At 71.9% G+C, this 14800-nt stretch carries 11 protein-coding genes; all 11 read left to right on the top strand.

Going from position 1 to position 14800, the window contains the following annotated elements; translation table 11 throughout:
* The first annotated feature begins 365 nt into the window (after positions 1–365).
* The 11 genes from O7623_RS08025 to O7623_RS07975 are packed head-to-tail and all read left to right on the top strand — an operon-like array spanning position 366 to position 14752.
* The gene (locus O7623_RS08025; RefSeq protein ID WP_282227965.1) at positions 366–2024 is read left to right on the top strand and encodes an ABC transporter substrate-binding protein; all 1659 of its coding nucleotides are present in this window, start codon (positions 366–368) and stop codon (positions 2022–2024) included.
* 22 nt (positions 2025–2046) lie between these two features.
* Positions 2047–3057, top strand: coding sequence for an ABC transporter permease (locus O7623_RS08020; protein WP_282227964.1), 1011 nt, complete (start codon positions 2047–2049; stop codon positions 3055–3057).
* Entirely contained in the window at positions 3057–3953 is an 897-nt protein-coding gene (locus tag O7623_RS08015) for an ABC transporter permease (protein WP_282227963.1), read from the top strand. Before O7623_RS08020 ends, O7623_RS08015 begins: the two co-directional genes overlap by 1 nt.
* Positions 3954–3958: 5 nt before the next feature.
* The gene (locus O7623_RS08010) at positions 3959–6166 is read left to right on the top strand and encodes an ABC transporter ATP-binding protein (protein WP_282227962.1); all 2208 of its coding nucleotides are present in this window, start codon (positions 3959–3961) and stop codon (positions 6164–6166) included.
* A gap of 10 nt (positions 6167–6176) precedes the next feature.
* Positions 6177–8246 (top strand): hydantoinase/oxoprolinase family protein, encoded by a 2070-nt coding sequence (locus tag O7623_RS08005; protein WP_282227961.1) that lies wholly within the window; start codon positions 6177–6179, stop codon positions 8244–8246.
* Positions 8243–9931 (top strand): hydantoinase B/oxoprolinase family protein, encoded by a 1689-nt coding sequence (locus tag O7623_RS08000; protein ID WP_282227960.1) that lies wholly within the window; start codon positions 8243–8245, stop codon positions 9929–9931. The genes O7623_RS08005 and O7623_RS08000 overlap by 4 nt, the downstream gene beginning before the upstream one ends.
* Positions 9924–11687, top strand: coding sequence for a hydantoinase B/oxoprolinase family protein (locus O7623_RS07995; RefSeq protein ID WP_282227959.1), 1764 nt, complete (start codon positions 9924–9926; stop codon positions 11685–11687). The genes O7623_RS08000 and O7623_RS07995 overlap by 8 nt, the downstream gene beginning before the upstream one ends.
* Positions 11684–12952, top strand: a complete 1269-nt coding sequence (locus tag O7623_RS07990) for an amidohydrolase family protein (protein WP_282227958.1) — start codon at positions 11684–11686, stop codon at positions 12950–12952. The genes O7623_RS07995 and O7623_RS07990 overlap by 4 nt, the downstream gene beginning before the upstream one ends.
* A gap of 17 nt (positions 12953–12969) precedes the next feature.
* The gene (locus O7623_RS07985; RefSeq protein WP_282227957.1) at positions 12970–13422 is read left to right on the top strand and encodes a nuclear transport factor 2 family protein; all 453 of its coding nucleotides are present in this window, start codon (positions 12970–12972) and stop codon (positions 13420–13422) included.
* A complete protein-coding gene (locus O7623_RS07980; protein WP_282227956.1) occupies positions 13419–14420 on the top strand; it encodes a zinc-binding dehydrogenase in 1002 nt (333 codons plus the stop codon). Before O7623_RS07985 ends, O7623_RS07980 begins: the two co-directional genes overlap by 4 nt.
* Entirely contained in the window at positions 14417–14752 is a 336-nt protein-coding gene (locus O7623_RS07975; RefSeq protein ID WP_282227955.1) for a TIGR04076 family protein, read from the top strand. The genes O7623_RS07980 and O7623_RS07975 overlap by 4 nt, the downstream gene beginning before the upstream one ends.
* Positions 14753–14800 lie beyond the last annotated feature (48 nt).

Below are 14800 nucleotides of genomic sequence, written 5' to 3'. Positions count from 1 at the left end.
CCCGCATCAACTTTTGTCGATCACGTCAGGTCACCGGGGCTGGTGGGCGGGTGGTGGATTCGCCCAAGATCCAGCAATCGGGGCAAACCTCCTGGCTGTCGCCGCGCCGGGTGGCCGATGTATCAGCTGTGTGAAATACCGTGAACAAGTTGCGCCTGCCTGGCTCGGCCTTTCGGCCTGGGTGCGTGGCCGGTCGCGCGATTGTCGCGGTGAACGGGTTTCACCTCTTGTTCACTGACGTTCAGCCTGATAGAACACGGGGAGTGGTTGGCCGAACTTCGCTACCCAGCTCGCCAGACGCTTCACGCACAGTCACCGCTAGTTTCTCTGGTAACCCTCGCCGTTGACGACGGAGGACTTCTCCCATGGCTGGTACCTCTCCGCGTGGCGAATCCGCCTCGCCCGCCCTCTCCCGCCGGTCGGTGCTCCAGCTAGGCGGCATCGGCACGTTGCTGTTCGCCACCGGTGCCTGCGCCTCCGGGTCGCGCACCGACAGCTCCGGCAACGCCTCGCCGGGCACCGGCACCGACACCCTGCGCATCGCCGTTTCCAGCTACCTCAGCAGCTGGGACCAGGACTTCGTGGGCTTCGACCCGGTCGCCCTGATGCTGTACAAGAACGTCTTCCCTTACATGATCGACTACGGGGTGACCGAGGCCGACGGATCCCGGATCCTCGACACCGAGAACATCGTGGCCACCTTCGCGGAGTCGTTCGAGCCCAACGCCGACCAGACGGTCTGGACCCTCAAGCTGCGTCAGGGCGTCACCTTCGCCAGCGGCAACGAGATGACCGCCGCCGACGTCAAGTGGTCCAAGGACCGGGCGTTCGCCGCCCAGGCCAACGTGGCCGGTATCTACCGGACCATCGGGCTGACCGAACCGGACCAGATCACCGTCGTCGACGACTACACGGTGCAGTTCACCCAGGCCTTCCCCAGCGCGCTGACCCGGCAGATCCAGGCCATCTCGCTGTACGTGTTCGACTCCGAGGAAGCGAAGAAGCACGCCACCGACGCCGACCCGTGGGCCACCGAGTGGTTCGCCAACAACGCGCCGACCGGCGGCTACTTCAACGTCGAGCGGGCCGTGCAGGGCCAGGAGATCGTGCTCACCGCCAACGACGGCTACCCCGGCCCCGACCCGGCACAGGCCCGGACCATCCGGATCTCGGTGGTGCCGGCCGCCGCCAACCAGCGGCTGCAGCTGCAGGCCGGCGACATCGACGTGGCGCTGGGTATCAGCCAGCGTGACATCGCCGATCTGAAGTCCGCCGACGGCATCAAGGTCATCTCGGCGGCCAGCAACGAACAGGTCGCGATCCAGATGTCGGTGACCACCGCGCCGTTCGACAACGTCGACGTGCGCAAGGCCCTGGCCCACGCGGTGCCGTACGAGCAGATCATCAACAACGTGTACGGCGGCGACGCCCGCCCGACGAAGAGCCTGGTGCCGCTGGACATGCCCGGCTACGACGAGCGCGGGTACCCGTACGGCTACGACCCGGACGCCGCCCGCGCCGCGCTCGCCGCCGCCGGGGTCGACCAGATCACCTCAGAGCTGGTCTACGCCACCGACAACGACACCCAGCAGCAGATCGCCGTGCTGGTCCAGAGCGAGGCTCGCAAGGTCGGCATCGAGCTGGAACTGACCCCGCTGGACCCGGCCACCCTGGCCGAGCGGCGGCAGCAGAAGAACATCCCGCTGCAGATCACCTCCGGGCAGTTGTGGGTCAACGACGTCGAGTACATGCTGGCGACCAGCTTCGTCGACGGTGCCAACCTCAACTACTCCAACTACGTCAACCCGGAGCTGGAGGAGATCTACGAGCGGTCGCACACCATCGTGGACGCCAACGAGCGTAACGAACTGTGGCTGCGGGTCCAGGAGATCCTCGCCGCCGACGTGCCGTGGGTGATCCTCTGCCAGCCCAACTTCAACCTGCCGGTCCGCGAACAGGTCGCCGGCTGGGTCCAGCCCATGGACGGGCTGGCCCGGCTGCGCTACCTGAGCGCCTCGGCCTGACCACCGGCGGCGACCACCCCTCATGCGCATCGCCCGCTTCGTCGCCCGCCGGCTGCTGCAACTCGTCCCGGTGCTGCTCGGCGTGATCGTCGCGACCTTCGTCCTGGTCCGGGTCCTGCCCGGGGACCCGATCCGGACCATCCTCGGCCCCAACGCCACCGAGGTGGAGGCCGCGGCGGCCCGTGCCCGCTACGGCCTGGACCAGCCACTGTGGAAACAGTTCCTGGACTACCTGGGTGGGCTGGCCACCGGCGACCTCGGCACCTCGATCCAGAGCGGCAACGCGGTCGCCGGTGAACTGGCCCTGCGGGTCGGGCCCACCCTGCAACTGGTGGTACTGGCGGTCACCGTGGCGGTGCTCATCGCCGTGGTCGGCGGCATCTGGTCGGCGCGTCGCGCCGACCGGGCCGCCGACCACGGCATCCGGGTGCTCGCCCTGATCGGCAACTCGGTGCCGGAGTTCTGGCTCGGCCTGGTGCTGGTCCTGGTCGGCTACAGCATGCTCGGCTGGTTCCCGGCCCCCAGCGGCCGGGTCGACCCGGACACCAACCTCACCCCGATCACCGGCGCCGAACTGATCGACGCCGCACTGACCGCCAACGGGCCGGCGTTCACCTCCGCGCTCGGGCACCTGGCGTTGCCGGTCGCCACCCTGGCGATCGTGGTGGTGGCGCCGCTGCTGCGCAGCGTCCGCGCCTCCGCCCTGGAGGTGCTGCACTCCGAGGCGTACACCGCCGCCGCCGCGCACGGGCTGCGCGAGCGGCTGCTGCGCCGCGGCTACCTGATCCGGGCCACCCTGGTACGGCTGCCGTCGCTGGCCGCGCTGGTCTTCGGCACCGCGATCGGCTCGACCGTGCTGATCGAGTACGTCTACTCGTGGCAGGGCTTCGGCCAGTGGGCGCTGCGCGGGCTGCTCTACCGCGACTTCCCGGTGGTGCAGGCCTCCGTACTGCTCATCGCCGTCTGCTACGTCCTCGTCTTCCTGATCGCCGACGTCGTGCACGCGATCCTCGACCCGAGAGTGAAGATCTGATGGTTGACCTGCGTGCGGCCGGCGGGCCAGGCGACAGCGCCGACGACGCCACGCCGGTGGTGGCCGCCGGCACCGCCCGGGGCGGCCGGTTCGCCACCGTGCTGATCGCCGTCGGCGCGACGATCCTCGCCGTGGTTGCCCTGGCCGCGCTGGCTGCTCCGCTGCTGTCGCCGTGGGGCCCGGAGGAGATCGACCCCGCCGGTACGCTGCTGCCACCCGGTGGCAGCCACCTGCTCGGCACCGACATCAACGGGATGGACGTGTGGAGCCGGGTGCTGCACGCCGGCCGGCTCGACCTGGGCATCGCGGTCGCCGCCGTCGCCCTCGCCGTGGTCGTCGGCACCACCCTGGGCCTGGTCGCCGGCTACTTCGGCGGCTGGCTCGACGACGTGCTGATGCGGCTGCTCGACATCTTCCAGGCGTTCCCCACCTTCATCCTCGCCCTGGCCGTGGCAGCCCTGCTCGGTGGCGGCACGGTCAACCTGATCCTCACCATCGCCCTGGTCAACGCCCCCGGCTACGCCCGGTTGGTCCGCGCCGAGGTCCGCTCGGTCCGCGAGCTGCCGTTCATCGACGCCGCCGTCACCTCCGGCGCGTCCCCGGTCGGGGTGCTCTGGCGGCACGTGCTGCCCAACAGCCTCACCCCGGTCCGGGTGATCGCCCCGCTGGGCTGCGGCTGGGCGATGCTGACCCTGGCCGGGCTGTCCTTCCTCGGGCTGGGCATCTCGGTGCCGACCGCCGAATGGGGGTCGATGATCAGCCTCGGCTCACCCGACGTGGTCGCCGGCCGCTGGTGGACCTCCGTACCGCCCGGGTTGTTCCTGCTGGCCAGCGTGTTCGGATTCAGCCTGCTCGGCGAGGGCCTGCAGGAACGCGCCGAAGCGAAACGGCGGTGACCGCGATGGACCCGACGACGATGACCCGCGAGCTGCTCGCCATCGAGAACCTGTCGGTGCTGATCCGCCGGCCCGGCCGGCAGGTCGCCGCGCTCAGCGACGTCAGCCTGCACGTCGACCGGGGCGAAGTCGTCGGCCTGGTCGGCGAGAGCGGCGGCGGCAAGTCCATGGTGGCCCGCTCCATCGTCGGACTGCTGCCCGGCGGCGCGCAGGCCACCGGCCGGGTCAGCTTCCACGGCGGCGATCCCACCGGCGATCCCACCGGCGACGCCACCGGTGGGCCGGGCGGCGGTGGCCCGGTCGACGTACTGCGGCTCGGACCGGAGCAGCTGCGCCGCCACCGGGGCCACGGCGCGGCGATCTGTTTCCAGAACCCGCGCGGCGCGCTGAGCCCCACCCGGACCGTCGGACAGCAGTTGGCCGACCGGCTCGTCACCCACCAGGGCATGACCCGTCAACAGGCCCGCGAGACCGCCGGGGAACTCTTCGCGGCCGTCGGCATCCGCAGTCCGCAGCGACGGTTGGCGGCGTACCCGCACGAACTGTCCGGTGGGATGGCGCAGCGGGTGATGATCTCGTTGGCCACCGGCTGCGCGCCCGGCCTGCTGATCGCCGACGAACCCACCACCGGCCTGGACGTCACCCTGGCCCGGGAGATCCTGCGGCAGTTCCGCCACGCCGCCGACACCGACCGGCGCGGGGTGCTGCTGATCTCGCACGACCTGGCCTCGATCGCCGAGGTCTGCGACCGGGTGGTGGTGCTCTACGCGGGCACCGTCGTGGAGAGCGGGCCGGCGGCCACGGTGCTGCGCGCGCCGGCCCACCCGTACACCCGGGCGTTGCTCGCCTCGGTGCCCGACGTCGACGGCCGGCCGGTCCGGGCCACCGCCGGCGGTATGCCGCTGCTGACCGCGCCACCACGGGACTGCCCGTTCGTGGCTCGCTGCGCGCACGCCACCGACCGCTGCGCCGCCCAGCGCCCACCGACCGGGGCGGTCCCGATCGCCGCACCGGCCACGGCGGCGGACCCGACCGCCGGTCCGACCGCCGGGACCGCCGGCTGGACCCTGGCCTGCTTCCACCCGCAGACCGGCCCGTTGGCCACCGACCCCACCGTGACTGACCCCGCCGTGGCCGGCACGCGGGTCGACCCGTCAGCCGGCACCTCGGTGCCGGCCGACGCGGAGGCCGACGCCGTCGGCGACCGGACGGTGCTGCGCATCGCCGACGCCCACGTGGTCTACCGCAGCCGGTTCGGTCGCGGCGGGCACCACGCGCTGCGCGGCGTCGACCTGACCGTGGCCGCCGGCGAGACCCTCGGCGTGGTGGGAGAGAGCGGCTGCGGCAAGTCGACCCTGGCCAAGCTGATCCTGGGGCTGGTCGCGCCGGCCGAGGGCACCGTGGAGATCGGCGGCGCCCGGATGGCCGAGCTGCGCGGCCGGGCGCTGCGCCGGCTGCGGACCCGCGCCCAGATGGTGTTCCAGGATCCGTTCGGCTCGCTCAGCCCGCGTCGCAGCGTCGCCGACGCCATCGGTGAACCGTTGCGGGCACTCGGCGTACCGGCCGACGAGCGGGCCGAGCGGGTCGGCGCGGTACTCGACCGGATGGGCCTGGACCGGTCGATCCTGGCCCGCCGCCCACACGAACTCTCCGGCGGCCAGGCGCAGCGGGTCGGCATCGCCCGCGCCCTGGTCGGCGACCCTGACCTGATCGTCTTCGACGAACCGACGTCGGCGTTGGACGTCACCGTGCAGGCGCAGATCCTGGAGGTGATCCGCGACGTCGCCGCCGACCGCGACCGGGGGTCGATCTTCATCTCCCACGACCTGGCCACGGTACGCGGGTTCGCCGACCGGGTGATCGTGCTCTACCTGGGCCGTATCGTCGAGGAAGGCCCGGTGGACGAGGTCTTCACCCGCCCGGGGCACCCCTACACCCGGGCGTTGCTGTCCAGCGCACCGAGCCTCGGGGCCGGCTTCGGCGGCAGCCGGGTCGAGCTGCTCAAGGACCTGGAGGACGCCGACGCCGAGGCCGGATGTCCGCTCGCCGCCCGCTGCCCGTTCGCCACTGCCCGCTGCCGCACCGAGGAGCAGCAACTGCAGCCGTACGGGCACAGCCGGGTGGCCTGCTGGCGGGCACCGGAGATTCCCGACCTGCTGACCGTCCCGACCACCGCGTCGGCGTCGACGGACGCCACCGCTTCCGAAAGGTGACCTCACGACGATGTCCGCACCACACATCCGGCTCGCTGTCGACATCGGCGGCACCTTCGTCGACGCGATGGAGCTCGACACCCGTACCAACCAGGTCCGGTTCCGCAAGGCGTCGACGACCCCGGCCCGCCCGTGGGAGGGCGTGCTGGATGCGGTGACCGCGCTCGGCACCGACCTGTCGCAGGTGGAGCTGTTCATCCACGGCACCACGCTCGGGCTCAACGCCGTACTGGAACGTCGGGGCGGGGCCACCGGGATCATCACCAACGAAGGTTTCCGGGACATCTTCCTGCTCGGCCGGGGCAACGTGCCCGCCGACCACATGTACGACTTCCAGTACGAACGGCCGGAAAGTCTGGTCAAGCGCCGTTACACGGCCGGGGTCACCGGCCGGCTCGACTACAAGGGCCGGGTGGTGACCGAGCTGGACCCGGACAGTGTCCGGGCCGCCGCCCGTACCCTGGTCGAGGGTCAAGGGGTCGGCTCGATCGCGGTCTGCTTCCTGCACTCGCACGTCGACCCGCGCCACGAGCAGGCCGCCGCCGCCCTCATCCGTGAGGCGTACCCGCAGGTCAGCGTCTCGGTGTCGACAGACATCGTGCGCGAGCACCGGGAGTACGAGCGGACCAGCACCACCGTGCTGGAGGCGTACATCCGGCCGATCTTCGAACGTTACGTCGACGAGCTGGAGTCCGGGCTGGCCGCCCGGGGTTTCACCGGCCGGTTCCTGATCATGCGCTCCGGTGGCGGCTCGATGACCTCGACGATGGCCAAGACGTCGCCGACGCACACCGTGTTGTCCGGCCCGGCCGGCGGCATCGTCGGCGCCGCCTACCTGGCCGGCGCGCTGGGCCGGGACAACCTGCTGACCTTCGACATCGGCGGTACGTCGTTGGACGCCTGCGTGATCGAACGCGGCAGCCCGGTCGCCGCGTACGAGGCCCAGCTGGAGCACTTCCCGTTGCTGATCCCGACCTACGACATCCGCACCATCGGCGCCGGCGGTGGCTCGATCGCCTGGCTGGACCGGGGGCTGCTGAAGGTGGGGCCGCAGAGCGCCGGCGCCGACCCAGGGCCGGTCTGCTACGGCCGGGGCGGGCAGCGGCCGACCGTCACCGACGCCTCGGTGGTGCTCGGCTACGTCGACCCGGACCGGTTCCTGGCCGGCACGATGGGATTGCAGGCCAAGGCGGCGCAGGCCGCGCTCGACGAACAGATCGCCACCCCGCTGGGGCTGAGCCCGACCGCCGCCGCGGCCGGAATCTACGACGTGCTGCTGGCCCGTACCGTCGGCGCGGTCCGGCAGATCACCGTGGAACGTGGCCACGACCCCCGGGTCTTCTCGCTGCTCGCCTTCGGTGGCGCCGGTCCGCTGCTGGCCCCACTGCTGGCCCGCGAGATGGGGATCCGGGAGGTGGTGGTGCCGTTCGCCCCGTCCGGCTTCTCCGCCTGGGGGATGCTGTCGGCCGACATCGTCGACGACTTCTCCCGTACGGTGCTGGCCACCCTGGACGCCGACGCCCCGGAGGGCAGCGTCGACCTGGCCGCGCTGGAGTCGACCTTCGTCGAGGTCGAAGCCGAAGCGGTCGCCTCCCTGGTGGAGCAGGGCGTCGACGCGGCGACGGCGGTGCTGGAGCGCCAGCTGGAGCTGCGCTACCTCGGTCAGGAACACTCGCTGATCGTCACCATCGGTGCCGACCTGGACCGCGCCGCGATCCGGGCGGCGTTCGAGGAACTGCACCGCACCCGGTACGGCCACGCGATGAGCAACCGGCTGCAGATCCTCAACCTGCGGGTACGCGGCATCGGCCGGACGACCCGGCCGGAGCTGGTCCGACCGGCGGCCGGCGACGGCGACCCGGCGCGGGCGCTGCTCGGCCACCGCGACGCCTTCGACTTCGGCACCCGCGAGGTGGTGCCGTTCGCCGTCTACGACCGGTCGAAGCTGGCCCCGGGGGACCGGTTCGCCGGGCCGGCGCTGGTCGACGAGGGCACCTCGACCACGGTGGTGCCCAGCGGCCAGCACGTCGAGGTCGACCCGCACGGCTACCTGCTGGTCACCCTGGAGGAGGCGAAGTGAGCACACTGGACGGCGCCACCGCCGAGGTGGTGCGCAGCTACCTGATCTCCGCCGCCGAGGAGATGCGGGCCACCCTGATCCGCACCTCGTTCAACCCGGTCATCTACGAGGTGCACGACTTCGGCATGTCGATGTACGACGCCGACCTGCGGCTGATCGCAGAGGCGACCGGGTTGACGTTCTTCCTCGGTGCCAACGACTTCTCGCTGGCCAAGGGGGTCGAGTACGTCGGACGGGACAACCTGCACCGAGGCGACATCGTGCTGCTGAACTACCCGTACTGGAACGCGGCGCACGCCTCGGACGCCACCCTGTTCGCCCCGGTGTTCCTGCCGGACCCGGCCGATCCGGCCGCCGACGGCACCCTGGTCGGGTTCCTCTGCGTCCGCGCGCACTGGATGGACCTGGGCGCCAAGGACCCGGGCTATGTGCTCGACTCCACCGACATGCACCAGGAAGGGCTGATCTTCCCCGGCACGAAGGTCGTCTCGCGGGGCGAGCCGGTGCACGAGATCCACGAGCTGATCCGCTTCAACTCGCGGATGCCCGCCGAGGTCCTCGGTGACCTGCACGCGCAGATCGCCGCGCTGCGTACCGGGGAGCGGCGCTTCCTGGAGATCCTGGCGAAGTTCGGCCGGCCCACGGTCGACGCCGCCGTCGCGGCGATCATCGCCGACGGCGAGGCGCGCAGCCGGGCCGCCCTCGCCGCCCTGCCGCAGGGGTCATGGACCGCGACCGACTGGGTCGACGACGACGGCATCACCGACGACCCAGTGAAGATGCAGGTCACCGTGACCATCGCCGACGGCACCTTCACCGTCGACTTCGCCGGCTCGTCACCGGCGGTGCCCGGCCCGATCAACATGCCGTACGGCGCCACCGAGGCGATCTGCAAGGTCATCCTGAAGTCGTTGACCTCGCCGGACCAGCCGTCGAACGCCGGCACCATCGCGCCGCTGCGGGTCAAGGCCGAACCGGGCAGCCTGTTCCACGCCGTCTACCCGCAGCCGACGTTCACCCTGTGGACCGGCATCGTCGCCGTCGAACTGATCCTCAAGGCGCTCGCCCAGGGCATGCCGGACCGGTTGCCGGCCTCCTCCGGTGGGGACGTACCCGGGTTCATGATGGTCGGCATCCACCCCGACACCGGGCAGCTCTTCGCAGTCAGCAACAACGACCCGGTCGGCTGGGGCGCCACCCGCGAGCACGACGGCATGAACGCCGCCACCCACGTCTCCGGCAGCACCGGGCGGATCACCCCGATCGAGGTCCTCGAGGCCCGCACCGGGATGTTCTTCGAACGGGTCGAGATGCGCACCGACTCCGGTGGTGCCGGTCGGCACCGGGGTGGTGCCGGGCTGCGTCGCGACATCCGGTTCGTCACGCCGGGGGAGTTCCTGTCGGTGATCAAGAAGACGAAGTCGGCGCCGTGGGCGCTCGACGGCGGCGCCCAGCCGGAACCGAACCAGGTGATCGTGCACCCCGGCACCGACCGGGAACAGCGGGTCAGCACCAAACGGACCCCGGTGGTCCCCGGGGACCGGATCACCCTGCTCACCGCCGGTGGCGGCGGGCACGGTGACCCACGTCAGCGCGACCCCGACGCGGTGCGTGCCGACGTCGCCGAGGGCTACGTGTCGCCGGCCGCCGCCCGCGACGTCTACGGGGTCGACGTCGATGGCTAGCCGATCTGTAGTGGACGGCGCGGCGGCCGAGGTGGTCCGCAGCTACCTGGTCGCCGCCGCCGAGGAGATGCGCTCCGCGCTGGTGCGCACCGCGTTCAACCCGGTCATCTACGAGGTGTACGACTTCGGCATCTCCATCTACGACGCCCGCCTGCGGCTGGTCGCCGAGTCCACCGGGCTGAGCCGGTTCCTCGGCGCCAACGACTACTCGATCCGTAAAGGCGTAGCCTACGTCGGCCGGGACAACCTGCACGCCGGCGACATCGTGCTGCTCAACTACCCGTACTGGAACGCGGCGCACGCCTACGACGCCACCCTGTTCGCCCCGGTGTTCCTGCCGGAGCCGGCCGGTGTCGGCGGTGACGGGCCGGCCGGCGACGGCACCCTGGTCGGGTTCCTCTGCGTCCGAGCGCACTGGATGGACCTGGGGGCCAAGGACCCGGGGTACGTGCTCGACTCGACCGACATGCATCAGGAAGGCATCATCTTCCCCGGCACCAAGGTGTTCCGCCGGGGCGAGCCGGCGCACGAGATCATCGAGCTGATCCGCTTCAACTCGCGGATGCCCGAACTCGTCATCGGTGACCTGCACGCCCAGGTCGCGGCGCTGCGTACCGGCGAGCGGCGGCTGATCGAGCTGGTCGAGCGGTTCGGCCTGGCCACCGTCGAATCAGTCGTCGACACCGCGATCGCCGCCGCGCAGGCGTCCACCGCCGACGCCCTCGCCGCCCTGCCGCAGGGATCGTGGACCGCCGTGGACTGGCTCGACGACGACGGCATCACCGACGACCCGATCCGGATGCAGGTCACCGTCACCATCGCCGACGGCACCTGCACCATCGACTTCACCGGGTCGTCACCCGCCGTCGCCGGGCCGGTCAACCTGCCGTACGGGTCGACGATCGCCACCGCGCGGGTCGCCTTCAAGGCGTTGACCACCCCGACCGAGCAGACCAACGCCGGGCACTTCACCGCGCTGCGGGTGATCGCCGAACCGGGCAGCCTGTTCCACGCCGTCTACCCGGCCGCCACCTTCACCCAGTGGACCGGCACCGTGGCGATGGAGCTGATCTACCAGGCACTCGCCCAGGGCATGCCGGACCGGTTGGCCGCCTCGTCCGGTGGCGACGTGCCGGGGTTCATGATGGTCGGCACCCACCCGGACACCGGGCAGCTCTTCGCGGTCAGCAACAACGACCCGGTCGGCTGGGGCGCCACACCCCGCCACGACGGTCTCGGCCCGGCCAACCACCTGTGCCAGACCCAGGCCCGCAACACCCCGGTCGAGGTACTGGAGGCCCGCACCGGGATGTTCTTCGAACGGGTCGAGGTGTGCACCGACTCCGGTGGTGCCGGCCGGCACCGGGGCGGACCCGGGCTGCGCCGCGACATCCGGTTCGTCACGCCGGGGGAGTTCCTGTCGGTGGTGAAGAAGACCAAGTCGGCGCCGTGGGCGCTCGACGGCGGCGCGCGACCGGACCCGATCCAGGTGATCGTGCATCCGGGCACCGACCGGGAGCAGCGGGTCAGCACCAAACGGACCCCGGTCGTCCCCGGTGACCGGATCACTCTGCTCACCGCCGGTGGCGGCGGGCACGGCGACCCGCGTCGGCGCGACCCCGAGGCGGTACGTGCCGACGTCGCCGAAGGTTACGTGTCGCCGGCCGCCGCCCGTGACGTCTACGGCGTACCCGTCCCCTCGCACTTTTCAGAGAGGTCCGCGATGAGCACCCCCGAAGACCGGACGCCGGCATGAGCGCCGCCACCCACCCCGCACCGGTCGACACCGTCCTGACCAACTGCACCGTCGTCGACGCCCGCGTCCTCGACGGCATCGGCCCGGTCACCGACGCCGCCGTGCGGGTACGGGGAGACCGGATCGTCGCCGTCGGCCCGGCCGCCGAAGTGACCGCCGCCGCCCGCGCCGAAGCCTCCGTCACCGAGATCGACCTCGGCGGGGCGTACCTGACGCCCGGGTTGACCAACATGCACACCCACCTGTCGCTGTCGCTGCCCGGCGCCGGCGGGCAGAGCGTGAAGAACATGACCCCGCACGAGCTGGCCCTCTACATGGCCGACGGCGCCCGGCGGACCCTGCTCTGCGGCGTCACCACGGTCCGCTGCGTCGCCGAGAAGGACCACGCCGACTTCGCGCTGCGCCAGGCGATCAGCTCCGGCCGGGTCACCGGGCCACGGATCTTCACCGCCGGCCGGGCCCTGGTCTGCACCGGCGGCCACGGCCACGAGAGCACCGACACGCTGGAATGCGACGGCGCCGACGGTTTCCGTCGGGGTGTCCGCAGCCAGATCAAGGCCGGCGCCGACCTGATCAAGGTGATGATCTCCGGCGGGATCGCCGGCGAACACGAGTCGATCCACACCCGACAGCTGTTCCCCGACGAGATGGCCGCCGTCATCGACACCGCCCACGCCTGGGGCCGCAAGGTCACCGCCCACGCCGGCCCGGCGCCGGTCATCGGTGAAGCCGTCGAACTGGGCCTGGACTGTGTCGAACACGGCTACCAGCTCACCGAGGAGGTCGCCGCCCGGATGGCGCACCGCGGCACCGCGCTGGTCCCCACCCTGCTGGTCACCCGCTGCAAGGAGTTCTTCGACGAACTCGGCGTACCGGAGTGGATGCAGTGCCGCTCCCTCGGCGCCGGCCCCCGGCACCTGGAGAGCTACGCCATGGCCCTCGCAGCCGGGGTCGAGGTGCTGCTCGGCAGCGACATGCCGCCGTTCTGGCAGTTCGAAGGCACCAACGCCTCGGTCCGGGAGTTGGAGTACCTGTCGGAGAGCGGCATCGGCCCCGCCCGGGCCCTGTACGCCGGCACCCTCGGCCCGGTCCGCTGGCTCGGCGCCGAGGCCGACCTCGGCACCGTCGAGGCCGGAAAGTACGCCGACCTGGTGGCGATGGACGCCGACCCGCTCGCCGACACGTCGGCGTTCCGGGGGGTGCGGTGGGTGATGTCCGGCGGCCGGGTGGTCCGCGACGACCGCACCGGCTGGGCCGCCTGGTGAACCACGTGAGGAGCAGAATGTCCGAACAGGCCGCCGCTGAGATCGCCGCCGGCATCGACGACATGTACGACGCCTTTCTCGCCGGTGACCAGGCCCGGTTCGACCGGCACCTGCACGCCGACGTGACCACCTGGGAGACGCACCTGCCCGGCCCGCTGCGTACCCGCGCCGAGCTGGACGCCTACCGGGCGGGCCGCGACGCCGCCGGCAGCCGGCCGGTGCTCGACCGGCTCGCCGCGCAGCAGCTGCGGGTCGACGTGTGGGGCGACGCCGCCGTGGCCCGCTACGTCCTGGTCGCGGTGGCCGCCGGCGGCGGACCGGCACAGCACAGCCGGGTCACCGACGTGCTGCGCCGCACCGACGACGGCTGGCGGATCGTGCACCACCATTCGGAACTGGTCCAGGAACCGGCTGGCCCGGCTCCGCAGGCGGCCGGCCCCGCACCGCAGCCGGCCGGCAGCCCGGCATGAGACGCCTGATCGCCACCGGGTACGGCGAACCCGACCGGGTGCTCACCGTCGCGGACCTGCCCGACGACCCGCCGCCCGGCCCCGGCCAGGTCCGGATCGCGGTCACCGCCGTCGGGCTCAACTTCCTCGACGTGATGCTCTGCCGGGGTGAGTACCCGGTGCGGCCGTCGCCGCCGTTCACCCCCGGTGTCGAGCTGGCCGGCCGGGTCGTCGCCACCGGCGCCGGCGCCGAGGCGCTGGCCTGGGCCGACGTGGTGGCCTGCCCGACACTGCCTGACGGGGCGCTCGGCGAGACCGTCACCGTCGACGCGGCGCTCGCCGTACCGCGTCCGTCCGACATCGACCCGGTCGTCGCCGCCGCCGTCCCGGTCACCTACCAGACCGCCTGGTTCGCCCTGGACCGCGCCGGCGTCCACGCCGGCGACACGGTGCTGGTGCACGCCGGAGCCGGCGGCGTCGGCATCGCCGCGACCCAGCTGGCGCGCGCCCGGGGTGCCCGGGTGATCTGCACCGCCGGCGGGCCGGCGAAGACCGCGCTGTGCCGCGACAACGGCGCCGACGTCGCCGTCGACTACCTGGCCGGTGACTTCGTCGCCGCCGTCCGGGACGCCACCGGCGGTGCCGGCGTCGACGTCGTCGTCGACCCGGTCGGCGGCGACGTGTTCACCCGGTCGCTGGACTGCCTCGCCGTCGACGGCCGCCTGGTGGCGGTCGGCGCGGCCGGCGGCAACCCACCGCCGGTGGACCCGATGCGGCTGATCGCCGGCAACCACACCCTGATCGGGCTCAGCTGGGGCTCGACGTACCCGTGGGCCCGCCCCGACGCGGTCGCCCAGGCGTACCAGCGGATCTTCGACCTGATCCGGGCCGGCGCGGTCCGGCCCCCGGTGAACCGGGTCGTCGACCTGGCCGGCACCCCGGCCGCGCTCGCCGACCTGGCCGACCGACGCACCACCGGAAAGATCATCGTCCGGATCGACCCGAGGGAGTCAACGTGACCGAATCCAACGCCACTAGCGGTGACATGGAGGTCTACGACCTGCGGGTCAGTGTGGACCGCATCGACGGCCGGTCGGTCTGCGGAATGGCCGTCGGCGACCACTTCGAGCTGACCGACAGCGCACACCTGAAGATCCCGGCCGGGAAACATTTCTGCGTGTACGCGCTCGCCTCGGTGCTGCCGTTCCTCGCCGCCAAGCAGCGCGACATGCCGCCGGGGGACTGGCTGGAACGCGACACCCTGTTCGCCTGCCCCGACCCGGAGGAGGGCCTGGTCATGCGGGTCGAACGGACCTGCAAACGGCGGATGAACTCCGCCGACCTGACCTGACCTGACCCGGCCTGACCCACCTGATCGGGCCCTGATCCATCGGAGGTT

The sequence above is a fragment of the Solwaraspora sp. WMMD791 genome, from assembly GCF_029581195.1.
Lineage (GTDB): Bacteria > Actinomycetota > Actinomycetes > Mycobacteriales > Micromonosporaceae > Micromonospora_E.
Note: the sequence above shows the minus strand (reverse complement) of the source record. Positions and strands in the feature narration are given on the sequence as shown.

Coding starts and splice junctions, on each gene's coding strand:
- O7623_RS08025 (WP_282227965.1), top strand. CDS start 366: ATGGCTGGTACCTCTCCGCGTGGCGAATCCGCCTCGCCCGCCCTCTCC.
- O7623_RS08020 (WP_282227964.1), top strand. CDS start 2,047: ATGCGCATCGCCCGCTTCGTCGCCCGCCGGCTGCTGCAACTCGTCCCG.
- O7623_RS08015 (WP_282227963.1), top strand. CDS start 3,057: ATGGTTGACCTGCGTGCGGCCGGCGGGCCAGGCGACAGCGCCGACGAC.
- O7623_RS08010 (WP_282227962.1), top strand. CDS start 3,959: ATGGACCCGACGACGATGACCCGCGAGCTGCTCGCCATCGAGAACCTG.
- O7623_RS08005 (WP_282227961.1), top strand. CDS start 6,177: ATGTCCGCACCACACATCCGGCTCGCTGTCGACATCGGCGGCACCTTC.
- O7623_RS07995 (WP_282227959.1), top strand. CDS start 9,924: ATGGCTAGCCGATCTGTAGTGGACGGCGCGGCGGCCGAGGTGGTCCGC.
- O7623_RS07990 (WP_282227958.1), top strand. CDS start 11,684: ATGAGCGCCGCCACCCACCCCGCACCGGTCGACACCGTCCTGACCAAC.
- O7623_RS07985 (WP_282227957.1), top strand. CDS start 12,970: ATGTCCGAACAGGCCGCCGCTGAGATCGCCGCCGGCATCGACGACATG.
- O7623_RS07980 (WP_282227956.1), top strand. CDS start 13,419: ATGAGACGCCTGATCGCCACCGGGTACGGCGAACCCGACCGGGTGCTC.